The sequence below is a fragment of the Streptomyces sp. LZ34 genome (genome assembly GCF_053890475.1).
The window spans coordinates 1,351,803-1,376,695 of sequence record NZ_CM132680.1; the positions used below are offsets into that span (position 1 = coordinate 1,351,803).

Below are 24,893 nucleotides of genomic sequence, written 5' to 3' on the forward strand. Positions count from 1 at the left end.
AGGGCGTCGGTCACAGGACCTTGGAGAGAAAGGCGCGGGTTCGCTCGTGGCGCGGGGCGTCGAGGACGGCCGTGGGTGTCCCCTGCTCCACGACGACGCCACCGTCCATGAACACCACCGTGTCGGCGACCTCGCGGGCGAAGCCGATCTCGTGGGTCACGACGATCATGGTGGTGCCGGACCGTGCCAGGTCCTTGATCACATCCAGTACCTCGCCGACCAGTTCCGGGTCGAGTGCCGAGGTGGGCTCGTCGAACAGCAGCACCTTGGGTTCCAGGGCCAGCGCGCGGGCGATGGCCACGCGCTGCTGCTGGCCGCCGGACAGCTGCCGGGGGTAGGCGCCCGCCTTGTCGGCGAGCCCGACCCGCTCCAGCAGCCGCGTGGCGCTCGCCACAGCCTCCTTGCGCGGGCGGCGAAGCGCGGAGACCGGGGCCTCGATGAGGTTCTCCTCCACGGTGAGGTGCGGGAAGAGGTTGAAGTCCTGGAAGACGAACCCGATATGGGTGCGCTGCCGCAGAACCTCCCGCTCCTTCAGCTCATGCAGCCGGTTCCCCGATCTGCGGTAGCCGATCAGCTCGCCGTCGATGCTGATCCAGCCGCGGTTGACCTTCTCCAGGTGGTTGATGGTCCGCAGCAGCGTGGACTTCCCGGATCCGGACGGCCCGAGGATCACGGTGACCTCACCGGCGCGCACCTGGAGGTCCACGCCGCGCAACACCTCCAGCGGCCCGAAGCTCTTGTGGACCCCGCGCACCTCCACCATCACCTCACTCATGACCGGCTCCCAGAGGTGCGGCCGGCCGGCGCTGTGCGGCGGCGGCCCGCAGGTTCGCCGCGAAGCGCCGGGCGCGCTGGAGCGGAGTGGGGGGCGGGGTGCGCTCGGCGCCCCGGGCGAAGTGGCGCTCGACGTAGTACTGCGCGATCGAGAGCACGGAGGTCAGGAACACGTACCAGGCGGTGGCGACCATCAACAGCGGAATCACCATGCCGTTGCGCCCGTAGATGACCTTGACCTGGTAGAAGAGCTCGCCGATGGCCATCACGTACACCACCGAGGTGCCCTTGAGCAGGCTGATGATCTCGCTGCCCGCGGTGGGCAGGATGGCCCGCATGGCCTGCGGCAGGACGATCCGCCGGATCTGCCGCAGCTTGGGGATGCCGAGCGCCGCCGCGGCCTCCAGCTGGCCTTGGTCGACCGAGAGGACGCCGCCGCGGACGATCTCCGCGCAGTAGGCCGCCTGGTGGAGCGACAGGCCGATGAGGGCCGCGCCGATGGTCCCGATCAGGTCGTTGCTGCTGACGGACCAGAACACCGGGCCGAAGGGGATGCCGATCCCCAACTCCCGGTACAGAGCGCCGAGGTTGAACCAGAACACCAGCTGGACGATCATCGGGATGGAGCGGAAGATCCAGACGTATGTCCAGGCCACGGTCCGCAGCACGGGGTTGGCCGACAGCCGCATGAACGCCAGCACCGTGCCGAGGGCGAAGCCGAGCAGCATCGAGTAGGCGGTGAGTTGTAGCGTCACCCCCACGGCGGTGACGATGGTCTCGGACAGTACGTATTCGCCGAAGACCTCCCACTGCCATACGGGGTTGGTGGCCAGCCCGTGGAGAAACTGGACGCTGAGGACCAGGACGGCGAGGGCGGCGGCCCAGCGGCCGTAGTGGCGGGTGGGCACGACCTTGAGCGAGGCCAGGTCGTCGTGGTCGGTGCGGGCGTGGTCGATGCTGGCGTGGTCGGTGCGGGGCTCGGTGGCGAGGTGGCTCTCGTGCCGGTTGGTGAGGTGCTTCTCGAACGGGAGCGGGCCGATGGTCTCCGGGTCGGCCTCGGTGTCGAACAGGGGCGTGTAGCCGGTGGCCAGATACAGCCCGCGGGCCTCGGGCTGGCGCGGCCCGGTGGTCAGGTAGATCCGCCGGTAGCGCTGGGTGCTCGCCTCGCGCTCCAGTTCGGCCACGACCCGGCGGGCGAGTCCGCGTCGCCGGTGCGCGGAGTGCGTCCAGATCCGCTTCAGCTCGGCCGTGTTCTCGTCGTACCGGCGGAAGGCGCCGCCCGCGACGGGCTCGCCGTGCTCCAGCAGGAGCAGCAGCACCCCACCGTGCGGCGCGGTGAACTGCTCGTCGGGATAGCGGGAGAGCTCGGTGTGGGCGTCCTTGCCATAACGGGTCGAGTACTCGTCACCCAGCTCGCGCAGCAACGGCTGCACACGCGGGTCGGACACGGGGACCTGGACGACCGTCAGCTCGGGCAGTGCCGGCTCGGACGGCGGCAGCTCGGAGGAGGGCGGTTGCGTGACGAAGGTCATCCCTGCTCCCCCAGGGCCGGTTCCCGCCGGGGGTCGTTGGCGGCGGTGCGGAGGATGTCCACGGACATGGGAGTGCCTTTCGGGGAGGTGGACGGGGAGCGCACACGGATAGCCCGCGGCGGCCCTGGGTTCCGGGCGAAGTGGCGGCGGAACAGGGACATGAGGGAACACGTGGGTGACCCGGACATGACGGTGCCGAGCGTCGGCGTCCGCGCGGGTACGGGCTCACGGCGGCGTCCGCACGCGAGTCAGCGCTCACCTACGGGGACGACGCACGGTGGGAAGGCTCGGACCGCGACGGGTCACAAGCGCAGGCGGACCGCTTCAGCGGTCCGCTGCCGAGTCAGGCGCAACACGCCGCGGACCACACCCGACCGAAGTCGATGTGGCCGCGAGTGACCAAACGCTGCTGGGCAGTCATGGCAATCATTCAGCAGTAGATAGCGCGCCACGTCAACCGCCGGTCGCATACTGGACCGCCGCGATTGCCTTCGTACACCCCCCGTAGGGCCCACGGCTACGGGCGGGGGCCCGCGCCGAGGTCATGGGAGAAGACGGCGGTCTTCAGCGGTCGGCGCCGGTTCTCCCGTCGCTCCCGGTCGTGCTGCCGGACGAAGCCGAGCCGCTGGTAGACCCGTTGGGAGGTGAGGTTGTCCCGGCCGGTGTCCAGGACCAGGGCGCGCACGCCCCAGCCCCGGACCCGCTCGATGGCCTCGGCCAGCAGGGCGCCCGCGACCCCGCGGCCACGGTGCTCGGGCAGTACGGCCAGCAACCGCAGCTCGGCCTCGTCGGGCAGCGCGAGACGTGCGTACGCGGTGCCCGCGCGCAGCAGGCTCGCGGTCCCGATCGGCGTACCACTTCGCTGGTCGACGGCCACCAGCAGATGCCCGGCCGTGGCCCGGCCGCCCGCGTCGCGCAGCAGGGCCAGCCGCTCGGGGCTCGGCGCGCTGTTGCGGGTGCGGAAGCTCTCGACGGTGAGGGCGGCGACCCGCTCGTACTCGTCCGGACGGGCGGTACGGACGGCCACGCCGACCGCCCGGGCGGCGGATGCGCGGGGCGGGCTCGTGGCGGTCACAGTGCCGGCTCGCGGCGCCGGGCCGGTGCGAGGCCGAGGTGTTCGCGCAGCGTGGTGCCGCGGTAATCCGCCCGGAAGACGCCACGCTCCTGGAGTCGCGGGACGACCGTGTCGACGAACTCGTCCAGGCCGGTGGGGGCGAGGTGTCCGGCGAGCATGAATCCGTCGCAGGCATCGCTCTGGACATAGGTGTTGATCTCTTCGGCGACCCGGGCCGGGGTGCCGACGAACGCGTGCCGTCCCGTCATCTCGATGACCAGCTCGCGGATGCCGAGCCGCTTCGCCTCGGCGACCTCCCGCCACCGGCGGGCCAACGCGAGCGGGTCGCGGTGGTGCCGGGCCCGGCCCCGGGTGATCGTGACACCGTCGGCGAGCGGCTCCACGTCGGGCAGTGGCCCCTCGGGGTCGTGGTCCGAGAGGTCTCGCCCCCACACCTGTTCCAGGTGCGCGATCGCTCCCTGCGGGGAGACCTGCTGCAGCCGGATGTGGCGGGCCCGCTCGCGCGCCTCCGCCTCGGTGTCGCCCAGCACGAAGGTGGCCTGGGGAAGGATCTTCAGCTCGTCACGGGCTCGACCGTACGTCGCGAGCCGGTCCTTGACGTCGGCGTAGAAGGCCTGACCTGCCTTCAGCTCGGCGTGGATGGTGTAGATGGCGTCCGCGGTGGCGGCGGCGAACTCCCGCCCGTCGGCGGAGTTCCCGGCCTGGATCAGCACCGGGTGGCCCTGCGGGCCGCGCGGGAGGGTCGGGCGCGCGGTGATGTCGAACTGCGGCCCCTGGTGCCGCACCTCGGCGATGGCGCCGTCCTTGACGAAGACTCCGGCCCCGGCGTCGGCGACCACCGCGTCCTCGGCCCAGGAGTCCCACAGCGCGCGGGCGACCTCGACGGACTCGGCCGCGCGGGTGTAGCGGTCGGCGTGGTCCAGGAAACCACCCCGGCGGAAGTTCTCGCCGGTGAAGGCGTCCGAGGAGGTGACCACGTTCCACGCGGCGCGCCCGCCGGAGAGGTGATCGAGGGTCCCGAACTGCCGGGCCAGCTCGAAGGGTTCATTGAAGGTGGCGTTGATGGTCCCGGCCAGGCCGATGCGATCGGTGACCGCCGCCAGCGCGCTCAGCACCGTCAGGGTGTCGGGCCTGCCGACCACGTCCAAGTCGAAGATCTTCCCGCGGTGTTCGCGCAGCCGCAGCCCCTCGGCGAGGAAGAAGAGGTCGAACTTGCCGCGCTCGGCCGTCTGCGCGAGGTGGCGGAAGGAAGCGAAGTCGATCTGACTTCCCGACCGCGGGTCGCTCCAGACGGTGTGGTTGTTGACTCCGGGGAACGCGGCGCCGAGATGGATCTGCTTGACGGGTTCGCTCATGTGGTGCTCCGGGTGGTGGCGAAACGGGTGGTGGCGTAATGGTTGGCGGAGCGCGGCCGGTGCGCCGGGCTCATACGACGGTGACGGGGTGGCGGACGACCGCGTCGAAGAAGTAGCCCTGGGTGTTGTACGTCGCGCGGTCGGGCTGGGTGCGGCCGGCGGTGTCCGTGGCGCGCGCGAGCAGTTCGGCGGGGCCCGGCGTGGCGGGCCGCCACGGGACGCTCCAGCGCACCCAGCCGTCGCGGCGCGGGGCGTCGTGCCGCCGGGCCCGCCGCCAGGTGGCACCGCCGTCGGTGCTGACCTCCACATCGCGCACTCCCCCGGCGCCGGACCACGACCTGCCCTGTAGGACATACGCGCCGCCGGCCGCGAAGGTCGCCCCGCTCGCCAGCTCGAAGGCGCTCTTGACGGTCTGTCGGGTCAGCGGCGGGCTGCCGCCGTCGGGGTGGGCGGGGCCGAACAGCCGGTAGAAGTCGGTGTTCCAGGGCGAGTAGAGCGGTTCGGCGGACACCTCGATGTCCCCGACCCACTTGATCGAGGCGATGCCCACCCACGAGGGGACCAGCATCCGCACCGGGTGGCCGTGGTCATACGGGAGCGGCTCGCCGTTCATCTCGTAGGCGAGGATCACATCGTCCAGCGCCTTGGCCACGGGCAGCGGGCGCCGCACGCGCCCCAGGCCGACCCCGCCCGTGACGTACTCGTCGTCCAGGCCACGCGGCATCACGTCCACCGCGCCCCGGGTGATCCCGGCCCGCCGCAGCACCTCCGCCAGCCGCGCCCCGCGCCACCGGGCGACCCCGACGGCGCCCAGGGTCCACGCGGTGCCGGAGACGGTCTCGCCCTGCTGCGTGGTGTAGTACGAGCGACCGTTGCCGGCGCACTCGACGAACGCCGAGTGGCTGACCGCGGGCAGCGCGCGCAGGTCGTCGAGACCGAACTCGACCGCCCGGTCGATGCCGGGCGCGCCGCGCAGTCCGCTGCCCCACAGCTTCAGGCGCCATCCCGTGGCGTCGATGACCGGGGTGGAAGTGTGATTGCGGACGAAGAAGCGGTCGGCCGGCGTGTGGTAGCCGGTCTCGCGCAGAGCCTCCCACTTGGTCTCGGCGTTGGTGCCGCGCACCGTGAACCACGCGTCCGGCAGCGGCTTGACGATTCCGGCACTGGTGGCGGCGGCGGCCCGGGACAGCGGAGGGAGGGCGGTGGCCGCCGACGCGGCGGCGAGCAGCGTGAGCAGATGGCGGCGGGACACCCCCTCCGCTCGAGCCTGTCCGGCGAGCCACTGGCGCAGCCTTCGGCGGTCGTAGGAGGCTTCGTCAGGGATACGGGCGGCATGGGGGACATGGGTCATGGGGTCCTGCTTCCTGGGGAGGGGGGAACGGGACGTCGGGCCGCTCAGCGGCGCCGCCACTCCTCGGCCAGCAGTTCGTAGGAGCGCACCCGGTCGGCGTGGCGGTGGGTGATGGTGGTGATGATCAGCTCGTCGGCGCCGGTGGCCTGCCGGAGTTGTTCGAGCTGGTCCGCGACGCGGCGCGGCGAGCCGACGAACTGGGTCTCCACACGGTCGGCGACCAGCGCCCGGTCCTCATCGCTCCAGGGGTGGGCGCGGGCCTGCTCGGGGGTGGGGAACTCGATGGCGCCCTCGCCGGGGACGGCGCGCGCTTCGACGCCCTCCGCGGACCGGTAGTCACCGCGCAGGAGCGCGAGGATGTCGTCGATCTGCTCGCCGTAGTCCTGTGGCCCGGCCCCCGGCTGCCGCATCAGGCGCTGCTGGAGGGCGACCCGTGGCGAGCCGAGCAGGCGCTCGGCGGAGAATCGGGGCGGGATCCTCAGCCCGCCCGGCGTGCGCAGCACGACGGCGGGCGAGGTCCCGGCCACGCCCGGGTTGAGGTGGTGCTCGGCGATCCAGTAGCGGGCGTGGCCGAAGCGCTCGGTCTGCTGGGCGAGGCCGATGGTGTGGCGCAGCGCCTCGGCCGCGGTGGAGCCGGAGGGGATCGGGACGAGGTCGAGGACCGCGAGCGGGATGCCGGGCATGCCAGGGTTGCCTTCCTGATCGACCGTATGGGACGCCGCACCCCGGGGAGGGTTCGGCCGCGGAGGAACAGGTCAGGGGCAACAGAGCGCGCCGGCCACCCGCTTCAGATCGATATGGGGCCGGGAGTACAGCAGGACGCAGCCACGTGGGGCGAGGATCGGGGCGGGCGGGCAGCACACCGGTCGCACCACCGTCACCTCCGCCTTCCAGCCCGGCGGCCTCGGGGCCGCACCGGCATCGCGGTTGCACGGTACGCGAGGCCAAAAATCCGCGCAATCGTCGGACCACCAGTTGGGACCAGCGGCTGGGACCTCCGGCGGATCCCGGTGCCATGAGCCGCCGTCAACCGGCTTCTTGACGGCCTCGCGGAGCACCGCGACACTGTTGACGACGGTCTCGCGACTCGCGAGCCTCGATGATGGGACCGGTGGAGATGCCCTGCACTGTCGGCACAAGCGGGGAAGCCCGGCGGCTTCTCCAGTCGACGCTCCCGCCCCGCCCTCGCTCCCTGACCCGACGCCTGCACATCGACTTGTTGCGCGTCTGCACCGCCTGCAGTCCGGCTGTCTGACCGAGAGCCCGGCCGAGAGCCTGGCCGAGAGTCCGGCCGAGACCGGTCAACGGAGACCGGTCGGCGGCACTCTTCGGAGAGCGCGGTCACCGAGCCCGGGCCGGATGCGACCGGACACCCGGCTTTCCTTCCCTCCCGTTCACCCCCTCCACGCCATTCGCCACCGGCGCCGAACAGGCCACGGGGGTTCCACCACGCATCAGGAGAGCCATGCCCGAGACGATTCCGTACAGTTCGGGCCCGGCGGCGCTGCTCGACCGCCGCCCGCGCCACACCTTCCGCAGCCGCATCGGCGTCGACGTCGCCGGCGGCTTCTATCCGGCGCCCCACCGCTATCAGGTGTTCCTCTCCCAGGGCTGTCCGCGTTCGCTGCGCGTCTCCATCACCTTGGACCTGCTCCAGCTCAACGACTCGGTCACCACCGTCTTCCTCCCCTCTCCGGCCGCCGCCGGGAGCCTGCGCGGGGCGTACGAAGCCACCTGGCACCGCTACGACGGTCCGCTGACCGTGCCCGCGCTGTGCGACCGTTGGAGCGGGCGTGTCGTCAGCAACCACACCCCGGACATCCTCCGCGACATCGCCGACCACTTGAGCGAACCGGGCCGCGCCCACCTCCCCCGGCTGCGCCCGCCGGCCCTCGCCACGGACATCGACGCCATCGGGGAGCTCATCGAGTCGGACCTCACGCCGGCCGGCCGGCGCACGACCTCGCTCGCGGCGCTCGGCCTGCTCGACCGCCGGCTGATGTCGGGGCCGTACGTCCTGGGCGAGAAGTTGACCGCGGCGGATGTGGATCTGTGGGTGGCGCTGGTCCACCCCGACACCGCGGCTCTCCTCTCCCGGTACGACCGGCTTCGCTCCTACGTGCGCCGCCTGGGCGGCCACCCGGCCTTCCGCGGCCGGGCCGCTCGATGATCAGGTCGTCCTGCTCGGGTACGCCGTCGGCCGGCCGCGATCCGTGGCTGGTGCAGGCCGGCGAGGTCCAACGCGGGCAGGAAGCAGAGGTGTCTTCGCTCGAGAACCCTACTGCGCGCCACCGACACTCCGGCGGTCGGCGTTCACACAGGATTCTCCCCGGATTCCGCCGCCCGCCGTGACGCGGCCCCGCCGGGCGGGCGACACTGCCCCGGTCCCCTGCTCCACCCCGGACGCCGAGGAGAGTGGCCGTTCATGTCTTCCCTGGACCGTAGACGATTCATGCAGCTGGCCGGCGGCGGCGCCGCCGCTCTGTCCCTGCTGTCCGACAGCATCGCGCGAGCCGCGGAGATCCCCGCGAACCGCCGCACCGGCAGCCTGCGGGACGTGGAACACATCGTGGTCCTGATGCAGGAGAACCGCTCCTTCGACCACTACTTCGGCACCCTGCGCGGGGTACGGGGATTCGGCGACCCGCACCCCGTGTCCCTCCCCGGCGGCAAGCCGGTGTGGTACCAGCCGGACGGCGCGAAGGACGTGCTGCCCTTCCGGCCCGACGCGAAAGATCTCGGCCTGCAGTTCCTCCAGGGTCTCAACCACGACTGGAACGGCGGCCAGGCCGCCTTCCACCAGGGCGCCTACGACAACTGGGTGCCGGCCAAGACCGCCACCACCATGGCGTACCTCACCCGTGAGGACATCCCGTTCCACTACGCGCTGGCCGACGCCTTCACCATCTGCGACGCGTACCACTGCTCGATCATCGGCTCCACGGACCCCAACCGCTACTACATGTGGACCGGCTACACGGGCAACGACGGCGTCGGCGGCGGTCCGGTCCTCGACAACGCGGAGGCCGGGTACTCCTGGACGACATACCCCGAGCGCCTGGAGAAGGCCGGGATCTCCTGGAAGGTCTACCAGGACGTCGGCGACGGCCTCGACGCCGCGGGCAGCTGGGGCTGGATCGAGGACGCCTACCGGGGCAACTACGGCGACAACTCGCTGCTGTACTTCACGCAGTACCGCGACGCCGCGCCCGGCGACCCGCTCTACGACAAGGCCCGCACCGGCACCGACGCCAAGAAGGGGGACGGCTACTTCGACATCCTGCGGGCCGACGTCAAGGCCGGCAGGCTCCCGCAGGTCTCCTGGATCGCGGCGCCCGAAGCCTTCAGCGAGCACCCCAACTGGCCGCCGAACTACGGCGCCTGGTACCTCGCCCAGGTACTGGACGCGCTGACCTCGAACCCGGAGGTGTGGAGCAAAACCGCGCTGCTCATCACCTACGACGAGAACGACGGCTTCTTCGACCACCTCGTGCCGCCGTACCCGCCGTCCGCCGCGGGGCGTGGGGCGTCGACCGTAGAGACCACCGGGGAGCTGTTCCCGGGCTCCTCCTCGAAGGTCGCGGGCCCCTACGGCCTGGGGCAGCGGGTGCCGATGCTCGTCGTGTCGCCGTGGAGCACCGGCGGCTGGGTCTGCTCCCAGACGTTCGACCACACGTCGATCGTCCGGTTCATCGAGCGGCGCTTCGGGGTAGCCGAGCCGAACATCTCGCCGTGGCGGCGGGCGGTGTGCGGCGACCTGACCGCGGCGTTCGACTTCGCGCGGACCGACGCCCACGTCCCGGCCCTCCCGGACACCAGCGGCTATCTGCCCCCGGACCGCGAGCGCCACCCCGACTACAAGCCCAAGCCCCCGGCGCACGGATCGCTCCCCGGGCAGGAGCCCGGCACCCGCCGCGCCAGGGCGCTGCCGTACGACCTGGCCACCGACGCCACGGCCACCGACGGCGGCCTGCGGATCGGCTTCGCCAACCCGGGCCGGGCGGGCGCGCACTTCCACGTCACCTCCGCCACCGACGCCGACGGCCCCTGGGGCTACACGGTGGAGGCGGGGAAGCGGCTGTCCGGCAGCTGGAGCACCACGGAGCGGGAGCAAGGGGCCTACGACTTCACGGTCCACGGGCCCGGTGGCTTCCTGCGGCGCTTCACGGGCCACACCGCCGCCGGCCGCCGGGGGCCCGAGGTGAGCGCGCGCCACGACCGGAAGACGGGGCTGGTGCGGCTGACCCTCACCAACGAGGGCGCCACGCCCGTGACGCTGACCGTGACCGACGCGTACGGCAAGGCCGCACCGGCCACTTACCGGCTGCGGCCCGGTGCGCACGCCGTCCACACGGCGGACCTGCGGCGCAGTCACCAGTGGTACGACCTGTCCGTCGCGTCCGACCACGACCGGGGCTTCCTGCGCCGTCTGGCCGGCCATGTCGAGACGGGGCGGGCAGGGGTCAGCGACCCCGCGATTCAGGCGGGCTGACGCCTCCGGCCGCCGTGGCGCCCGCGCGTCCGGCCGACGGCTTTCCGTCGGCCGGACGCGCGGCGCAAGGGCGCGGGCGTCAGGCGCGGGCGTCAGGCGCGGGCGGCGTCCATCAGCACCTCGGCCGCCTCGCGGGCCTGGCGGGCCGGTTCGGGGGAGCCGGATATGGCGGCCGTGGTGATCGCGCCCTCGGCCAGCAGGGCGAGGTGGGCGGCCAGCGGGGCGGGCAGGCCCGCGGCGGCGACGAGGCCGGCCACATATCGCTGGAAGGCGTCCTTGTGTGCGCGGGCGGCCGCGGCGACCTCCGGTGCGGTGGCGCCGAGCTCGCCGTAGGAGTTGATGAAGGCGCAGCCCCGGTAGTCGGGCTCGCTGAACCACTCGTACAGCCAGTCGAAGATCGCCGGCACCCGCTCCCCGGGCGGCCCCGGCACCGCCTCGACGTACTGCGCGAGCCCGTGCAGCAGGCGGGCGTCGCGGCGCCGCAGATACGCCTCGACCAGGACGGCCTTGGAGGGGTAGAGCTGGTAGAGCCGCTTGAGGGAGACGCCCGAGGCGGTCCGTACCGCGTCCATGCCGACCGCCTGTACGCCGCGGCCGTAGTAGAGCTCCTCGGCCGCGTCGAGGACCCGCTCCTTCGTCTCTTCGAGATCCACCGTCATCCGCCCTCGCCACGCCGCGCATTACCACCCGAGAACCATCGTTCTCCCACTGTACCTCAGGGCCCCGGCGGCGGGAGGTGCGCATGGACCGGCGGTGGGGGCGCGGGCCCGTCGTACGGCTCCACCTCCACCCGGGCCAGCTGGCCGGTGCAGCCCTGGGCCAGCCGCGAGGTGCCGATGTCACGGGTCAGCGCGTTGGGGTTGCCGTGGACGCAGGTGGCCACCTCGGGGGCGGACGGGTCGAACCACGCGCCGGTGGCCAGATGCACCGCGCCGGGCCGCAGCGCGTCGCTGATCACCACCCCGGCCAGCAGACTGCCCACGGCGCTGCGCACCCGCGCCACATCCCCCGCCCGCAGCCCGCGCGCCGCGGCGTCGGCGGGGTGGAGGCGCACCGGCTCACGCCCGGCGACCTTGGAGGCGGCGCTCAGCGCGCCGTGGTCGAGCTGGCTGTGCAGCCGGGTCGCCGGGTTGTTGGCGATCAGGTGCAGCGGGTAGGCGGCGCCGTCCTCCGGTGCGGGAGGGAGCCAGGTGGGATGGCCGGGGCAGTCGTCATAGCCGTAGGAGGCGATGGTGCGGGAGTACAGCTCGATCCGGCCGCTGGGGGTGGGCAGCGGATGGACGTCCGGGTCGGCGCGGAAGTCGGCGTACAGCGTGTGGTGTTCGCGCCGGCCGCGCAGCGCGATGCGGCCCGCCCGCCAGAAGGCGGCGAAGTCCTCCTGGGGCGCGTACCGGGGGTCGAGCCCGGCCCGCCAGCTCTCATAGAGGTGCTCGAGCCACGCGTGCTCATCGCGGCCCTCGGTGAACGCGGCGCCGACGCCCAGCTCGGCGGCGAGGTCGCCGAGGATCCGGTAGTCGTCGCGGGCCTCCCCCACCGGCTCGGCGATCCTGTGCATGGCGATCAGCGCCGTGTCCTCCTTGGCTCCGCCCATGTCCTCGCGCTCCAGGGTGGTGGTGGCGGGCAGGACGATGTCGGCGTGGCGGGCGGTGGCCGTCCAGTGCGGCTCATGGACCACGACCGTGTCGGGGCGGGCGAAGGCACGGCGCAGCCGGGCCAGGTCCTGGTGGTGGTGGAACGGGTTGCCGCCGGCCCAGTGGACGAGGCGGATGTCCGGGTAGACCAGCCGCTGTCCGTCGAAGTCGCAGGTCCCGCCGGGGTGGAGCAGCAGATCGGCGATTCTGGCGACCGGGATGAAGTCGGCGACCGGGTTGGTGCCCTGGGGCAGGGTCGGCAGCTTGTACGGCAGGCTGCCGGCGCCGATCCCGGCGGTCGCCCCGTAGCCGTGGCCGAAACCGCCGCCGGGCAGGCCGATCTGGCCGAGCAGACAGGCCAGGGCGATGCCCGCCCACAGCGGCTGTTCGCCGCGGTGGGCCCGCTGGAGCGACCAGCTGAGCGAGATCATGGTGCGGTGGCGGGGCAGTTCGCGGGCAAGGGCGGCGACCCGGGCGGCGGGGATGCCGCAGATTTCCTCGGCCCAGCGCGGGGTCTTGGCGGGCGATCCGTCGTGGCCGAGGACATGGCGGCGGAAGGTGTCGAAGCCTTCGCAGTGGCGGCGGCAGAACACCTCGTCGTAGCGGCCCTCGTCGATCAGGACATGGGCGAGCGCCAGCATCAGCGCGGTGTCGGTGCCCGGCACCGGGGCCAGCCACTCCGCGTCCAGCTCCGCCGCCAGATCGTCGCGCAGCGGGCTGACCAGCACGAAGCGGGCGCCCCGGGCGCGGGCCGCGCGCAGCGCCGCCGCGGTGTGGTGGCGGCTGACGCCGCCCGCGTTGACCTGGGAGTTCTTGGCGGGCATCCCGCCGAAGCAGAGGAAGAGGCCGGTGTGCTCGGCGAGCACCGGGAAGGTGGTGGGGGTGGAGATCGGGGCGTCGTCGCCGACGACATGGCGCAGCAGCGTACGGGAGGCGCCCAGGCTGTAGGTGTTGACGGACCGGGTGTAGCCGCCCAGGCAGTTCAGAAACCGGTGGATCTGGCTCTGCGCGTGGTGGAAACGCCCGGCGCTGCCCCAGCCGTACGAGCCGCCGAAGACCGCCCGGTTGCCGTGCTCGGCGCGGACCCGCTCGAACTCACCGGCCAGCAGCGGGATCACGGTGTCCCAGGAGACCGGCACATACGTGTCGGCGCCCCGGGCCGGGTCGGGCCCCGGGCCGCGCTCCAGCCAGCCGCGGCGGATGTGCGGCCGCAGCACCCGGGCGCGGGGGTCCAGGGCGGCGGGGAGGTTGCGCAGCAGCGGCGAGGGGTCGGGGTCGCCGGGGTCGGCGGTCACCTCGAGGCCGCCGCCGGGGCGGGTGGCGGCGGCGAAGGCGCCCCAGTGCGAGCTGTGCGGGCGGGGCGCGTCGGGCGCGAGGGGGACGCCGCGCCCGGCGCGCCCGCTGTGCGGCGGGCTTGTCGTCCCCTCTTCGTTCACGCCCCCGTCACCCCGCCTCGCCGTCGACCGTCCCGAGGCTGAGCATAAGGCGGTTGGCCCAGCCGAAGAACGCCGCGCAGTGCACGAGGTCGACCAGGGCGAGCTCGGAGACCCCCAGCTCGCGCAGCGCCTGAACGTCGGCGTCGGGGGCCGTGGCCGGGACCGGGGCGAGCCCGGCGGCCAGCCGGACGATCAGCTTCCAGCGGCGGCCGAGGACGGCCGTGCTGCCGTGCTTCAGGAGGCGGTCCACCGGTTCCGGGTCGCCGTGCAACTGGGCGGCGCGCCGGGCGTGTACCGAGACGCAGTACACGCAGCCGCTGTGCAGCGAGACCGCGGTGGCGGCCAACTCCCGCTCGGCGCGCGGCAGTCCGCCCTCGGCGGTGAAGGCGGCCAGATCGATCGCGGTCCGTACGGCCAGGATGCCGAGGTCGTGCCCCAGGGTGCGGAAGTACGGCGAGTCGGGGCGCTTGCCCGCCAGCGCGGTGCGGTGCGCCTCGGTCAGCTCCTCCCGGGCCAGCGGGCGTACGGCGGGGCGCCAGGTCAGCACGTCCGTCGTGAACTGAGGGCCGCCGGCCACCGTCGTGGACGGCGCGCCGGGGTCGGTGCCGGTGCCCGACTCGCCGGTGGCCAGCAGTTGCAGCCCGGCGGCCAGCTGCATCTGGTGGTGGGCGAAGGCGGCGGCCTGGGAGAGGGTGACGATCTGCGGGTCCGTGAACCCGGCCGTCCGCAGCGGGTCCAGGCGTGTCTCGGCGGGAGCGCGGGTGAGCTGCCGGGCGTGTGCGACGGCGGCGGCGGTCCGTGGGGGCGCGTGACCGTCCAGCGGAGCGCGGGCGGCGATTCGGTCCGCCAGGCCCGGGCCTTGCGCCGCCTCGGTGAGCAGCGCCCGGTAGTGGGCGACGGCGGGGGCACGGCGGTGGTCGACGGCCACTGCCAGCGCGGCGGCGGCGCGTTCGGCAGCCGACACGCCGGTGCCCGGGGAGGTGTGCGGGTGGAAGAGCTCGTCGTACGCGCGCTGCTCCAGGCCGACGAGCTCGGGGCGCAGCGCGCGCAGCCGGGTCACGTCCGGGGCGGCGCCGGCGAAGTGGTCCAGGACGTCGTGGCCGGCGGCGGTCGGGGTTGCCTGGGGGGTCGCGGTTGCCCGGGTGGTCGGGGTTGCCTGGGGGGTCGCGGTTGCCTGGGGGGTCGCGGTTGCCTGGGGGGTCGCGGTTTCGGGCATGGCGGGACCTCTCATACCGGGCGGTGGGCAGGGGCGGGCATCGCGTCCAGCAGCGCGCGCGTGTGGTCGCTGGCGGGGCGCTCCATGATCTGGTCCCGCTCCCCGACCTCGACGATCCGGCCCTGGTGCAGCACCGCGATCCGCGAGCACATGTGCCGTACGACGGTCAGGTCGTGGGATACGAACAGCATCGCCAGGCCCCGGCTGCGGCGCAGTTCGGTGAGCAGGTTGAGCACCTGCGCCTGTACGGAGACGTCCAGCGCGGAGACCGGTTCGTCGGCAACCAGCAGCCGCGGCTCCAGCGCCAGCGCGCGGGCGATGCCGACGCGCTGGCGCATCCCGCCGGAGAGCTCGTCCGGGTAGGCGTCGGCCAGCGCGGGATCGAGGCCGACCTCGGCGAGCAGAGCGGCGACGCGCTCGCGGCGCTCGGTGCGGGAGAGGCCGGTGTGCAGAGCGAGCGGGGCGCCGACGGTGTGGCCGATGCGGCGGTCGGGGTTGAGCGAGCCGTACGGGTCCTGGAAGACCATCTGGACGGCGGGCGCCCGGCCGCGGCGGCCGGCGGGGCGGGTGATGTCCTCGCCCTCGAAGACGACGCTGCCCTCATCGGGGCGCCGCAGGCCCAGGAGCACGCGGGAGATGGTGCTCTTGCCGGAGCCGGACTCGCCCACCAGGCCGAAGGACTCGCCGGGGGCGATGTCGAAGCTGACGCCGTCCACGGCGCGGAGGGGGGCGCGGCCGATGCGGCCGGGGAAGGTGACGGTGAGGTCGCGCACGCGGAGGAGGGGGGTGGGGGTTTTCTCCCCGCCCCGCCCCTTCCCGACCCATGGGGCTCCGCCCCCCGCGTCCCCGGCGTTGTGGGCCGCTCCCGGGCTCCGCCCGGAGGGGGCCCGGGGCCCCGGTACGTCGGCCCCGGCCGTGTTCTCCGGGGCCTCGGTGTCGTCGGCCGCCGAGTCGCCCGGCGGCGCCTCCCGCGCCGCCGGCACGCGCAGGGTCGGGTCGGACAGGGTCTCTTCGTCCAGGGGGCCCACCAGGGACGCCACCGTTTCGGGGACCGTGGGCAGGCGGCTGCCGGGGGTGTCGTCCATGCGGGGGACGGAGGCGACCAGGGCGCGGGCGTACGGGTGGCGGGCGGCGGTCAGGACCTCGGCGGTGCTGCCCTGTTCGACGACGCGGCCCCGGTACATGACCACGAGGCGCGAGCACATCTGGCCCACCACCCCGAAGTCGTGGGTCACCAGCACCACCGCCATGCCCATCTCCCGCTGAAGCTCGGTGAGCAGTTGCAGGACCTGTGCCTGGACGGTGGCGTCCAGGGCGGTGGTCGGCTCGTCGGCGATGACCAGATCGGGCTCGTTGACCAGCGCGGCGGCGATCATCACGCGCTGCCGCATGCCGCCGGAGAACTGGTGCGGGTAGTCCTTCGCCCGCCGCCCGGCGCGGTCGATGCCGACGCGTTCGAGCAGTTCCACCGCGCGGGTGCGGGCGGCGGCCCGGGACACGTCGTGGTGCAGCCGGTACGCCTCGGCGATCTGGGCGCCGACCGGGCGGTAGGGGTTGAGCGCGTCGAGCGCGTCCTGGAAGATCATCGAGATCCGGCGGCCGCGGATCCGGCGCAGCGCACGCTCGTCGGCGCCGACCAGTTCCTGTCCGTCGAGCCGGACGCTGCCGGTGATCCGCGCCTGCGGCCCGTGCAGGCCCAGGACGGCGAGCCCGGTGGCGCTCTTGCCCGAGCCGGACTCCCCCACCAGGCCGATGGTCTCGCCGGGGCGTATCTGCCAGGACACGTCACGAACGGCCTGGACGCCTGCGCCCGGGAAGGCGACGCTCAGGCCGGACACCTCCAGCAGCGGATTCACCAGTGCCGTCCTCTCAGTTCAGTGGGGGTCAGACCTGTATCAGGTCGCGTCGGGTGTGGGTGAGGAACTCATGGCCGTCCTCGGTGATCACCAGGGTGTCCGAGTGCTGGAGCCCGCCGAAGCTGGGGATGCGCAGGTTCGGCTCGAAGGTGAGCGCCATGCCGGGTTCGAGCACCAGGTCGTCGTGCGGGCCCAGGCTCGGCTGCTCGTGCGGGCCGAGGCCCAGGCCGTGGCCGATACGGCCGGGGAGGTAGTCGCCGTATCCGTGGCGCACATAGCTCTCGCGGGCCGCTTCGTACACCTCGGCGCAGCTCAGGCCGGGCCGCAGAGACGGCTGGACCTCCTCGCGGATGGCCAGCAGCGCCTCGAAGGCGCGCTGCCGCTCGGCGGGGAGCCGGCCCACTGCGACGCTGCGCTCGTTCTCGGCGTGCATGCCGTCGATGGCCGTCCAGATGACGGTCCACTGGATCTCGCCGTCGACCGGGCGGCGGGAGGTGGGCGGCGCGGAGTTCATCGGGACCCGGTCGCCGATCAGGGAGTACGACCACAGGGCGTTGAAGACGCCGCCTTCGAGGTTGCCGAAGTCCATGGCGAGCCGGTCGGGGTAAAGGCTGCTCCACACCTCCTGCATGGTGCGCATGGCCGCCGAGGCGACCTCGACCTCGCTGCGCCGCGCGGCGACCGCCTCCAGCGCCGCGTCCATGCCCGCGTCCGCGATCTCGCTCGCGACGCGCAGCGACTCCAGCTCGGCGGCGTCCTTGACGTAGCGGGCGCGCATCAGCGCCTGGCCGGTGTCGGTGAAAGTGGCGCCGGACAGCGTCTCGGCCAGCTTCCGCTGGTAGTTGTACGGCAGGAACTCGCCCTCGATGCCGATCCTGGCGCCGGTCAGGCCGCGCTCGGCCATCACCTCGGCGAGCACCTGCCACCAGTGGTCGGGGCCGATCTCCTTCGCCCAGCGCCCATAGGGGCGGATGTCGGTGATGGCGGACACCTTGCGGGAGCTGTGGGCGCGCAGCGCGTGCAGCACGAAGACCGGCTCGCCCTCGGCGGGCAGCACGACCAGCACCGGGTGGGAGTAGATCATCGGCGTGTAGCCGGAGAGGTAGAAGGTGTTCTGCGGTTTGACGACGACCATGGCGTCGGCGCCCTCGGCGCGCAGGTTGGCCTGGACGCGGGCCCAGCGGGCGCGGACGGTGTGGGTGTCGGGGGTCATACGGTGGTGGCTCCTTCTCAAGGCTCGGTTCGCCTCACGGTGTTCTTCACGGTCCTGGCCGGGCGGCGCCCCGGTCCGCGCCCGGCGAACCGCTCGCCGAGCAGATTGGCGCCGATCACCAGCGCCACCAGGCACAGGCCCGGCAGCACGGCGACCCACCAGGCGCCCAGCAGCTGGCCCTGTCCCTCGGCCACCATCAGCCCCCAGTCGGCGGCGGGCGCCTGGGCGCCGAGGCCCAGATAGGTGAGGCCGGCCTCCATCAGCACCGCCCGGGACAGGTCGAGGGTGGCGGTCACCGCGACCAGCCCGCGCACGCCGGGCAGCAGGTCGTACAGCAGCACCCGCCAGGTGGGCACGCCCTGGGTGAGGGAGGCCTCGACGTACGCCATGGTGCGCAGGCTGAGCACGCGCGAGCGGACCAGCCGGAAGTAGGCCGGCCAGCCGGTGAGCGCGATCACCAGCACCAGCACGGCGGTGCTCTGCCCGCCGAACGTCAGCACCAGCAGGGCCAGCAGGACCGACGGCAGGGCGAGTTGGATGTCGGCGAGGCGGGAGAGCACCTGGTCGGTCCAGCCGCGGGCGAAGCCGGACACCAGCCCGAGCAGGGTGCCGAAGGCGCCACCGCACACCACGGCGACCACGCCGACCAGCAGCGGGGTGCGGGCGCCGTACAGCAGTCGGCTTACCAGGTCGCGGCCGAGCTGGTCGGTGCCCAGCAGATAGCCGTGCTCGCCGGGCGCGGCGTTGGTGTGCGCCAGGTCCTGGGCGAGGGGGTCGTGCGGGGCGAGCAGCGGGGCGCACACGGCCAGCAGCGCGACGAGCGCGAGCAGCACGGCGCCGACCGCTCCGGCGCCGCCGAGGCGCGGGCGGCGGCCACGGGCCGCGGGCGGTGCCTGCGGTGGCGTCGGCGTCATCAGTTACCCCTTCCCTCGTGGCGGACCCTGGGGTCGAGCACTCCGTAGAGCAGGTCCACGATCAGGTTGACCAGGACGAAGGCGAGGATCAGGAACGTCAGGTCGGCGAGGACCAGCGGATAGTCCTGGTTCTGTAGCGCGGTGACGGCGAGCTGGCCGACGCCGGGCCAGGAGAAGACGCTCTCCACGATCACGGTGCCGCCCAGCAGCGCGCCCGCCTCCAGGCCGAGGACGGTGACGGTGGGCAGCAGCGAGCCGTACGCGGCGTGGCGTACCACCCGGGCTCGGCTCATGCCGAGCGCGGTGCCGGTGCGGGAGTACGGGCGGGCGAGTTCGCCGCGCAGATTGTTGCGGAACACCCGGGCGAGCGGCGGGAGTACGCCGCAGGCGAGGGTGGCCGCAGGCAGCACGATGCTGGTGGCGGTGGTGGCGCCGGAGGTGGGCAGCCAGTGCAGCCGCACTCCGAAGATCCACACCAGCAGGACGCCGATGTAGAAGCCGGGCACCGACTGAGCCAGGAACACCAGCCACATGGGCCACTCGCGGCGCGCCCCGCCGTCTTCGCCCGACCCGGTCCACAGGCCGACGGCCAGGGCGGCCACCGCGGCGGCGGCGAGCGCGACACCGGCCAGCAGCACCGTGGCACCGAGCCGCTGGAGGACCACCTCCATGGCCGGCTGCTGGAAGGTCAGCGAGTCGGGGAAGTGGCCGCGCAGCGCGTCGCCGAAGAAGGAGAGGTACTGCTCGGCGAGCGGCCGGTCGTAGCCGAGGGCGTGGCTGAGCTGCGCCACCTTCTCGGGCGGGGCGCCGATCGGGGCCATCATGACGGCCGGGTCGCCGGAGGAGTGCAGCACGCAGAAGACGGCCGACAGGGCGCCCCAGACCGCCAGCAGCGTCAGGGACAGGCGGCGGGTGAGGAAGCGGATCATCCCGCGGCTCCCTTCCAGGACATGTCGGCGGGGCGGACCCAGTCGTCGGGCCGGGCGCGCCAGTTCAGTTCCTCGGCGGTGGCGTAGACGCCGGGCTGCGGGAACAGGAAGAGCACCGGGGCCTGGTCGCGGGCGCGCCGCGCGGCCCGCGCGTACAGGGCGTCCCGCGCCGCGCGCCCTTCGGTGCGGCGGGCCTCGGTGACGGCGCCGGTGAACTCCTGGTCGTCCCAGTAGGCGTACGGGCTGTCGGAGACGAACAGGCCGTAGAGGCCGCCGGCCGCGAGGGTGGGCCAGGCCTGGGTGATGTACTGCATGTCGGGCATCGCCTTCTCCTGCAGATACTTCTGCATGTAGACGGTGAACGGCACGCTGTCGATCCGGACGCTCACGCCCGCCTCGCTCAGCTGCTGGGCCACCGCCTGGACGACGAGCTCGCCCGCCACGTACTGGCCGCTGGGCACGCGGAGCGTCACCTTCAGCGGGTGGCCCTTGCCGTAGCCGGCCTCGCGCAGCAGCGCCCTGGCCCGGTCGGGGTCGTGGGGGTAGCCGGTCAGGCCGTCGGTGTAGCCGGAGTAGTAGTCGGTCATCAGCTGGCCGGGGCTGGGCCGGACGGTGTTCTTCAGCAGGCTGGCGGTGATGGCCCGCTTGTCCACCGCGTAGTTGACGGCCCGCCGCACCCGTACGTCCCGCATCGGGCCCTTGAGGGTGTTGAGCTTGATGAACGCCATCCGGGTGGTGTCCAGCCGCTGGGTGCGCAGCGCCCGGTCGGCGCGCAGCCGGTCCAGGTCCTGGGGGTCGAGTCCGGCGACGGCGTCGAGTTCGCCGGAGAGCAGGCCGGAGACGCGGGCGGGCTCGGAGGGGGTGATGCGGTAGGTGACGTGCCGGATGGCGGGCTTGCGGCCCCAGTAGTCGGCGCGGGCGCGCAGCTCGACGGTGCCGCCGGGGCTGTAGCCGGTGATCTCGTACGGGCCGGAGCCCATGGCCTGGGTGGCAGGCTGGTGGCGGGCGCTCCACCGGGGGCTCAGCAGGTAAAGGAACGACAGCGCGCCGAGCAGGTCGGCGTCCGGGGTGGTGGTGATGAGGTCGACGGTGTGCCGGTCGACCTTGCGCGCGGCCTTCAGGCTGGGGAAGTTGGAGGTCATGCGCAGCGCGTTGGCGGCGTTCAGCAGCCGTTCGACGTTCCAGACCACCACGTCGGCGTCCAGCGGGCTGCCATCGGCGAAGGCGGCCTTCTCGTGGAGCGCGAAACGCCAGCGGGTGGGTTCGACGCGCCGCCAGGAGGTGGCGGCGTCCGGGCCGATCGTGAGGTCGGGGCGGCGGGTGACCAGCGAGGAGTAGACGCTGGAGAGCACCGACAGATCGGTGCCCACCGAGGTGGTGTTCATCGGGTCGAGGGTGGTGACGGCCGCCGACAGGCCGATGGTGACGCGTGAGGCGCCGGCCCGGCCGCGCGGGGTGTCGCCGGGCAGGCAGCCGGCCAGGGCGGGGGGGAGCGCGAGCCCCGCGCCGAGGCCGAGCGCGCCGCGCCGGGTGAGGCGCCACGGGTTCGGTGCGGGCGGGTGCGGTGCGGGGGCGTTCATATCGTGGCCTCCTGGTGTGCGAAGACCGTGCGGTCGGAGGCGCAGGGGTTGCCGAGGGTGACGTAGAAGGCGCGGTCGGGCAGCACCGCGATCGACGCGTAGGTGGTCTCGGACCCGGCCCCCTCGACCTGGTGGCGGCACAGCGAGTCCTGCGGGTAGCCGTCGTGGTCGGCGAGGAGTCCGGCCAGGGCGCCGGGGGTCAGCCCGCGGGCGGCGTCCAGGGCCCGGCCCGCGGTGTCGGCGCGGTGGTACGAGGAGGAGTTCTCGTCCGGGCCGGGCGCGAGCGGGGCGGTGGCCGGACACTCGTAGTGGTTGGTGAGCACGTAGTGGTCCGCGTCGTCGCGCACGGTCACCCCGGTGGCGGTGGCCTCCAGTGCGAGCCGGCGCTCCGGGTCGGCGAGCGCGATGTTGAGCCCGCTGAGCCTGGGCTGGGCGCGCAGCAGGCCGGCGAACTCCTCGGCGGTGCGGGCCCGGCGCAGCAGGTCGTGGGAGTTGATGAGGATCCATCCGGTGGCCGAGGCCCGCCAGTCGACGTTCGTGCGCTCGCTCCACACACCGGAGGTGGACATCGCGAGCCCTGAGTCGTTGATGCCGCTGCCCGGCCACAGCACGCTGCCCGCGACGGTGACCTCGACCAGGCGCCGCCCGTCGGGGTAGCAGCGGCGCAGCACGACGTGTTCGACGAAGTGGCCCGCCATGTCGCGGGTCTTGGCGAGCAGGGTGCGGCCGGCCGTGGCGCGGTCGCCGGCGGCCACGAGCTGGCTGCACTCCTGGGGGACCCAGCGCAGCACCATGTGGGCGGGCAGGTTGAGGGCGAGGATGTCGTCGAGCGGGGCGTCGGCACCCTCGGCGATGCCGAGCAGTTCGGCCCACTGCCCGGGGTCGGTGCGGCGGACGAAGTCGGCGTTGGCGTCGAGACACTCGCGGTAGCGGCTGACGGACGCCTCGTCGGCGCAGAGCTCGGCGATGTCACGGCGTACGGCGGCGATGTTGGCGGCGATCGCGGCCCGGGCGGCGCGCCCGTGCTGCCGGCCCTGTTCGGCGGGGTCGCCCACCAGGTCGAGGTAGCCGGGGTCGGCCGCGGCGGTGGCCGATCCCGGGGTCAGGCCCCACTCCTGCCAGCGGCCGGGGTGGGCGGCGGGGACGGCGGCGGCTGCGCGGGTCACGGCTGGCTCTCCTCGGTCAGGGGGTGTCCGGCGGGGGTGGCGGGCGCATGCGGTGGGCCCGTTTCCTCCCGGCCGGAAATCTGGTGTGCGCCATGGTTGGCACGGGCCTCCGCCGGGGCGTGCCCGGTCCGTGTGAGGCCGCGCAGCAGCTCCTTGGCGACGCGGTCGGTCTCGTGGAAGAAGTCGGCGTCCGTTCCGGGGCGGGCGCCGATCGCGGTGGTCCAGCGGACCCCTTCCAGCGGCACGCCGACGGCGAACAGCGCGTCGTGCACGGTGCCGTCGGGGCGCCGCACCCGGCCGTCACGGGCGCGGACGTCGAGCGCGCCGGTGGGCAGCGGCGCGGCGCATGGCTCGGCCGCGGGCAGCCGGTGGGCGCGGCCGACGCCGTCGGCGATCAGGCGCCGGACCGCCCCCGGCCCGTCCGCGCCGACGTCGGTGCCCGGCAGCCAGGCGTCGATCACGGCGTCGGGCCGTACCGCGAAGTCCTCGACGACCGCGGAGGTCCCCCGGGTGCCCGGGCGGACCGGGCCGAGCAGGGCGACCACGCCCGCCGCCAGCAGTGCGCGCAACTGGCGGACGCGCAGCGCGGGCGGGCCGCCGGAGACGAAGTTGGCGAATCCGTTGAACCAGCCGAGCACATCGCGCCGGTAGGACTCGCCGCTGAGGTTGCCGGCGGTGATCAGGGTGCGCAGCGCGGGGCGCGCCTGGCGTACGGCGACGGCGAGGGCGGCGCTCGGCGGCAGCCGCGGATCGGTGGCCGCGGCCAGGTCGGCGTCGAGGTGCCGGGCCCACCAGGCGCCCAGTTCCGCGGGGTGGGCGAAGCGGCGGCCGCGCAGCGGCTCGGCGATCGCGTCCAGGTCCAGCCGCAGCGGCTCGGGCACGGCGGCGCCCAGGGCGGCGTCCCGGTCCGGGCCGGGCGGTACGGAGAGGGCGCGGCGCAGGGCCTCGGGGTCGGCCAGTTGGCCGACGTGCAGCGCCAGCACCCGGTCGTACCAGGCGAGTTCGAGGTCGGCGGTCAGCGAGGGCAGCACGTCGGCGCGGAAGTCGAGGCGCTCGCGGGCGGCGAGGGCGGCGACCCGCTCGGGGGTGAGGAAGGCGGTGGGGACTCGGACGCCGGGTGTGTCCACGCGGGCGTGGAAGGGGACGCCGCGCCTGGTGGTGATCCAGATGCGCGGCTCGCGGCCGCTGGGGGTGTAGCCGCGGTCGTCGAAGCGGCCGCCCCGGCCGAGGGTCAACAGGGCCAGGACGTCGAAGGCGTTGAGGCCCCCGCCGCGCAGCAGCACCTCGGCGCCGGGGGCGATGGCGTCGAGGGCGTAGTCGGCGGGGTGGCCGCCGGGCAGGTGGAGCACGTCGGACGGCGGGCCCGGGATGGGGGGACGCGGCGCCTCGAGGTGGCCGGTGGCCAGGACGGCGGCGCGCGCGGTGATCCGGGTGCCGTCGTCGAGCGCGATGTCGTAACCACCGTCGAAAGAGCTCGAAAGGCCCGCAGCGGCCGAAGAGCCGGCCGTTCCCGGGGAGTCCGGCGCGGCGGCCACACTCCGCGCGGCGGCGGTACGGACCTCGATCCGCACCCGGTCTCCGCCGAGGGCCCGTATCCGCTCCAGGGCGTCGACGAGATAGCTGCCGTAGACCCGGCGGGGCGCGTAGTCGCGGTCATCCGCATGCGCGGCGAATTCCGTGGCCGCGGAATCCCGATGGCCCCTCGCGGCGATGTCGCGGAGCCATTCGGAGAACGTCGGCCCGGTGGCGACGGGCGCGTCCAGACGGACCGAGTCGTCGGGGAAGACGGTGTTGTCGGCGACCATCGTGTTCATCAGGAGTTGCGGCGGCTGGCCGCGCCACCACACCCGTCCGGCGCCCGGCGGATACGGGTCGACCAGCGTTACCCGGAGCGCGGGTCCGGTCGCCGGAGCCCGTGCCACCAGCCGTTCCAGCACCGAGACACCGCGCGGGCCGGCCCCGAGCACCACGGCGTCGGCCGTGACACGGGCGGGCCCCGGGGGCGGTGCGGCGGAATCGTTCATAAAGATGTCACATTTCAGGGGCTGTTCGAGAAAGGCGGCAGGCCAGGAAATCTTGCGGGCGGCCCACGCGGGCGTCAAATGGCCGCTTGGGGAATCTCAAATGCTGACTTGGGGGCCGCTGGAAAAACCGAGGAGATCGCGCGCTAATCTGATGCACCAGATTTCCCGCCCGCCGGGAATGGCGCGATGGCCCCTGGCAGTCGGCCGTGCGTCGGCCGCCGCACGGACGCACCTGGTGCATCAGGCCGGCGGCTGTGTGGTCGGTCACAACGGCCGTCGCAACCGCCGTGTCACAGCCGCCGCGCGGCCACGTCGGTCCCCGAGGCCGGCATGAGCCCGACACGAGGGC

General features: G+C 73.6%; 19 protein-coding genes and 1 pseudogene. 2 read left to right on the plus strand and 18 right to left on the minus strand.

Annotated elements, in window-relative coordinates:
• Positions 1-10: 10 nt before the first annotated feature.
• From ACWY4P_RS04655 to ACWY4P_RS04690, 8 genes and pseudogenes are all read right to left on the minus strand, one after another.
• Positions 11-775: an amino acid ABC transporter ATP-binding protein gene (locus ACWY4P_RS04655; RefSeq protein ID WP_456208830.1), complete on the minus strand. Its 765-nt coding sequence runs from the start codon at positions 773-775 to the stop codon at positions 11-13.
• Positions 768-1,730, minus strand: a complete 963-nt coding sequence (locus ACWY4P_RS04660) for an amino acid ABC transporter permease (protein ID WP_456212813.1) — start codon at positions 1,728-1,730, stop codon at positions 768-770. Before ACWY4P_RS04660 ends, ACWY4P_RS04655 begins: the two co-directional genes overlap by 8 nt.
• 159 nt (positions 1,731-1,889) lie before the next feature.
• Positions 1,890-2,306 (minus strand): annotated as a pseudogene (locus ACWY4P_RS04665) (GNAT family N-acetyltransferase); the annotation flags it as partial.
• 517 nt (positions 2,307-2,823) lie between these two features.
• A complete protein-coding gene (locus tag ACWY4P_RS04670; protein ID WP_456208831.1) occupies positions 2,824-3,381 on the minus strand; it encodes a GNAT family N-acetyltransferase in 558 nt (185 codons plus the stop codon).
• On the minus strand, positions 3,378-4,736 hold the full coding sequence (locus tag ACWY4P_RS04675; protein ID WP_456208832.1) for an NtaA/DmoA family FMN-dependent monooxygenase: 1,359 nt from the start codon (positions 4,734-4,736) through the stop codon (positions 3,378-3,380). Before ACWY4P_RS04675 ends, ACWY4P_RS04670 begins: the two co-directional genes overlap by 4 nt.
• A gap of 70 nt (positions 4,737-4,806) precedes the next feature.
• Positions 4,807-6,087, minus strand: a complete 1,281-nt coding sequence (locus ACWY4P_RS04680) for a sulfite oxidase (RefSeq protein WP_456208833.1) — start codon at positions 6,085-6,087, stop codon at positions 4,807-4,809.
• Between the two features lie 44 nt (positions 6,088-6,131).
• Positions 6,132-6,770, minus strand: coding sequence for a hypothetical protein (locus tag ACWY4P_RS04685; protein ID WP_456208834.1), 639 nt, complete (start codon positions 6,768-6,770; stop codon positions 6,132-6,134).
• 72 nt (positions 6,771-6,842) lie between these two features.
• Positions 6,843-7,145 (minus strand): putative leader peptide, encoded by a 303-nt coding sequence (locus ACWY4P_RS04690; RefSeq protein ID WP_456208835.1) that lies wholly within the window; start codon positions 7,143-7,145, stop codon positions 6,843-6,845.
• Between the two features lie 407 nt (positions 7,146-7,552).
• Between ACWY4P_RS04690 and ACWY4P_RS04695 the strand changes: the two genes are divergently transcribed.
• Positions 7,553-8,257: a glutathione S-transferase C-terminal domain-containing protein gene (locus ACWY4P_RS04695; protein WP_456208836.1), complete on the plus strand. Its 705-nt coding sequence runs from the start codon at positions 7,553-7,555 to the stop codon at positions 8,255-8,257.
• A 255-nt stretch (positions 8,258-8,512) separates the two neighbouring features.
• Positions 8,513-10,579, plus strand: coding sequence for a phosphocholine-specific phospholipase C (locus tag ACWY4P_RS04700; RefSeq protein ID WP_456208837.1), 2,067 nt, complete (start codon positions 8,513-8,515; stop codon positions 10,577-10,579).
• A gap of 92 nt (positions 10,580-10,671) precedes the next feature.
• Here the strand turns inward: ACWY4P_RS04700 and ACWY4P_RS04705 are convergent, their stop codons facing one another.
• The 10 genes from ACWY4P_RS04705 to ACWY4P_RS04750 are packed head-to-tail and all read right to left on the minus strand — an operon-like array spanning position 10,672 to position 24,544.
• Positions 10,672-11,238, minus strand: coding sequence for a TetR/AcrR family transcriptional regulator (locus ACWY4P_RS04705; protein ID WP_456208838.1), 567 nt, complete (start codon positions 11,236-11,238; stop codon positions 10,672-10,674).
• A gap of 56 nt (positions 11,239-11,294) precedes the next feature.
• Positions 11,295-13,646, minus strand: a complete 2,352-nt coding sequence (locus tag ACWY4P_RS04710; RefSeq protein WP_456208839.1) for a molybdopterin-dependent oxidoreductase — start codon at positions 13,644-13,646, stop codon at positions 11,295-11,297.
• Between the two features lie 7 nt (positions 13,647-13,653).
• Positions 13,654-14,862 (minus strand): peroxidase-related enzyme, encoded by a 1,209-nt coding sequence (locus tag ACWY4P_RS04715; RefSeq protein WP_456208840.1) that lies wholly within the window; start codon positions 14,860-14,862, stop codon positions 13,654-13,656.
• An 11-nt stretch (positions 14,863-14,873) separates the two neighbouring features.
• Positions 14,874-16,718 (minus strand): dipeptide ABC transporter ATP-binding protein, encoded by a 1,845-nt coding sequence (locus tag ACWY4P_RS04720; RefSeq protein WP_456208841.1) that lies wholly within the window; start codon positions 16,716-16,718, stop codon positions 14,874-14,876.
• A 28-nt stretch (positions 16,719-16,746) separates the two neighbouring features.
• Positions 16,747-17,931, minus strand: a complete 1,185-nt coding sequence (locus ACWY4P_RS04725; RefSeq protein ID WP_456208842.1) for a M24 family metallopeptidase — start codon at positions 17,929-17,931, stop codon at positions 16,747-16,749.
• A gap of 17 nt (positions 17,932-17,948) precedes the next feature.
• A complete protein-coding gene (locus ACWY4P_RS04730) occupies positions 17,949-18,845 on the minus strand; it encodes an ABC transporter permease (protein ID WP_456208843.1) in 897 nt (298 codons plus the stop codon).
• Positions 18,845-19,774, minus strand: coding sequence for an ABC transporter permease (locus ACWY4P_RS04735; protein WP_456208844.1), 930 nt, complete (start codon positions 19,772-19,774; stop codon positions 18,845-18,847). The genes ACWY4P_RS04730 and ACWY4P_RS04735 overlap by 1 nt, the downstream gene beginning before the upstream one ends.
• Entirely contained in the window at positions 19,771-21,354 is a 1,584-nt protein-coding gene (locus ACWY4P_RS04740) for an ABC transporter substrate-binding protein (RefSeq protein WP_456208845.1), read from the minus strand. Before ACWY4P_RS04740 ends, ACWY4P_RS04735 begins: the two co-directional genes overlap by 4 nt.
• Positions 21,351-22,520 (minus strand): C45 family autoproteolytic acyltransferase/hydolase, encoded by a 1,170-nt coding sequence (locus tag ACWY4P_RS04745; RefSeq protein ID WP_456208846.1) that lies wholly within the window; start codon positions 22,518-22,520, stop codon positions 21,351-21,353. The genes ACWY4P_RS04740 and ACWY4P_RS04745 overlap by 4 nt, the downstream gene beginning before the upstream one ends.
• The gene (locus tag ACWY4P_RS04750; RefSeq protein ID WP_456208847.1) at positions 22,517-24,544 is read right to left on the minus strand and encodes an FAD/NAD(P)-binding protein; all 2,028 of its coding nucleotides are present in this window, start codon (positions 24,542-24,544) and stop codon (positions 22,517-22,519) included. The genes ACWY4P_RS04745 and ACWY4P_RS04750 overlap by 4 nt, the downstream gene beginning before the upstream one ends.
• Between the last annotated feature and the right edge of the window lie 349 nt (positions 24,545-24,893).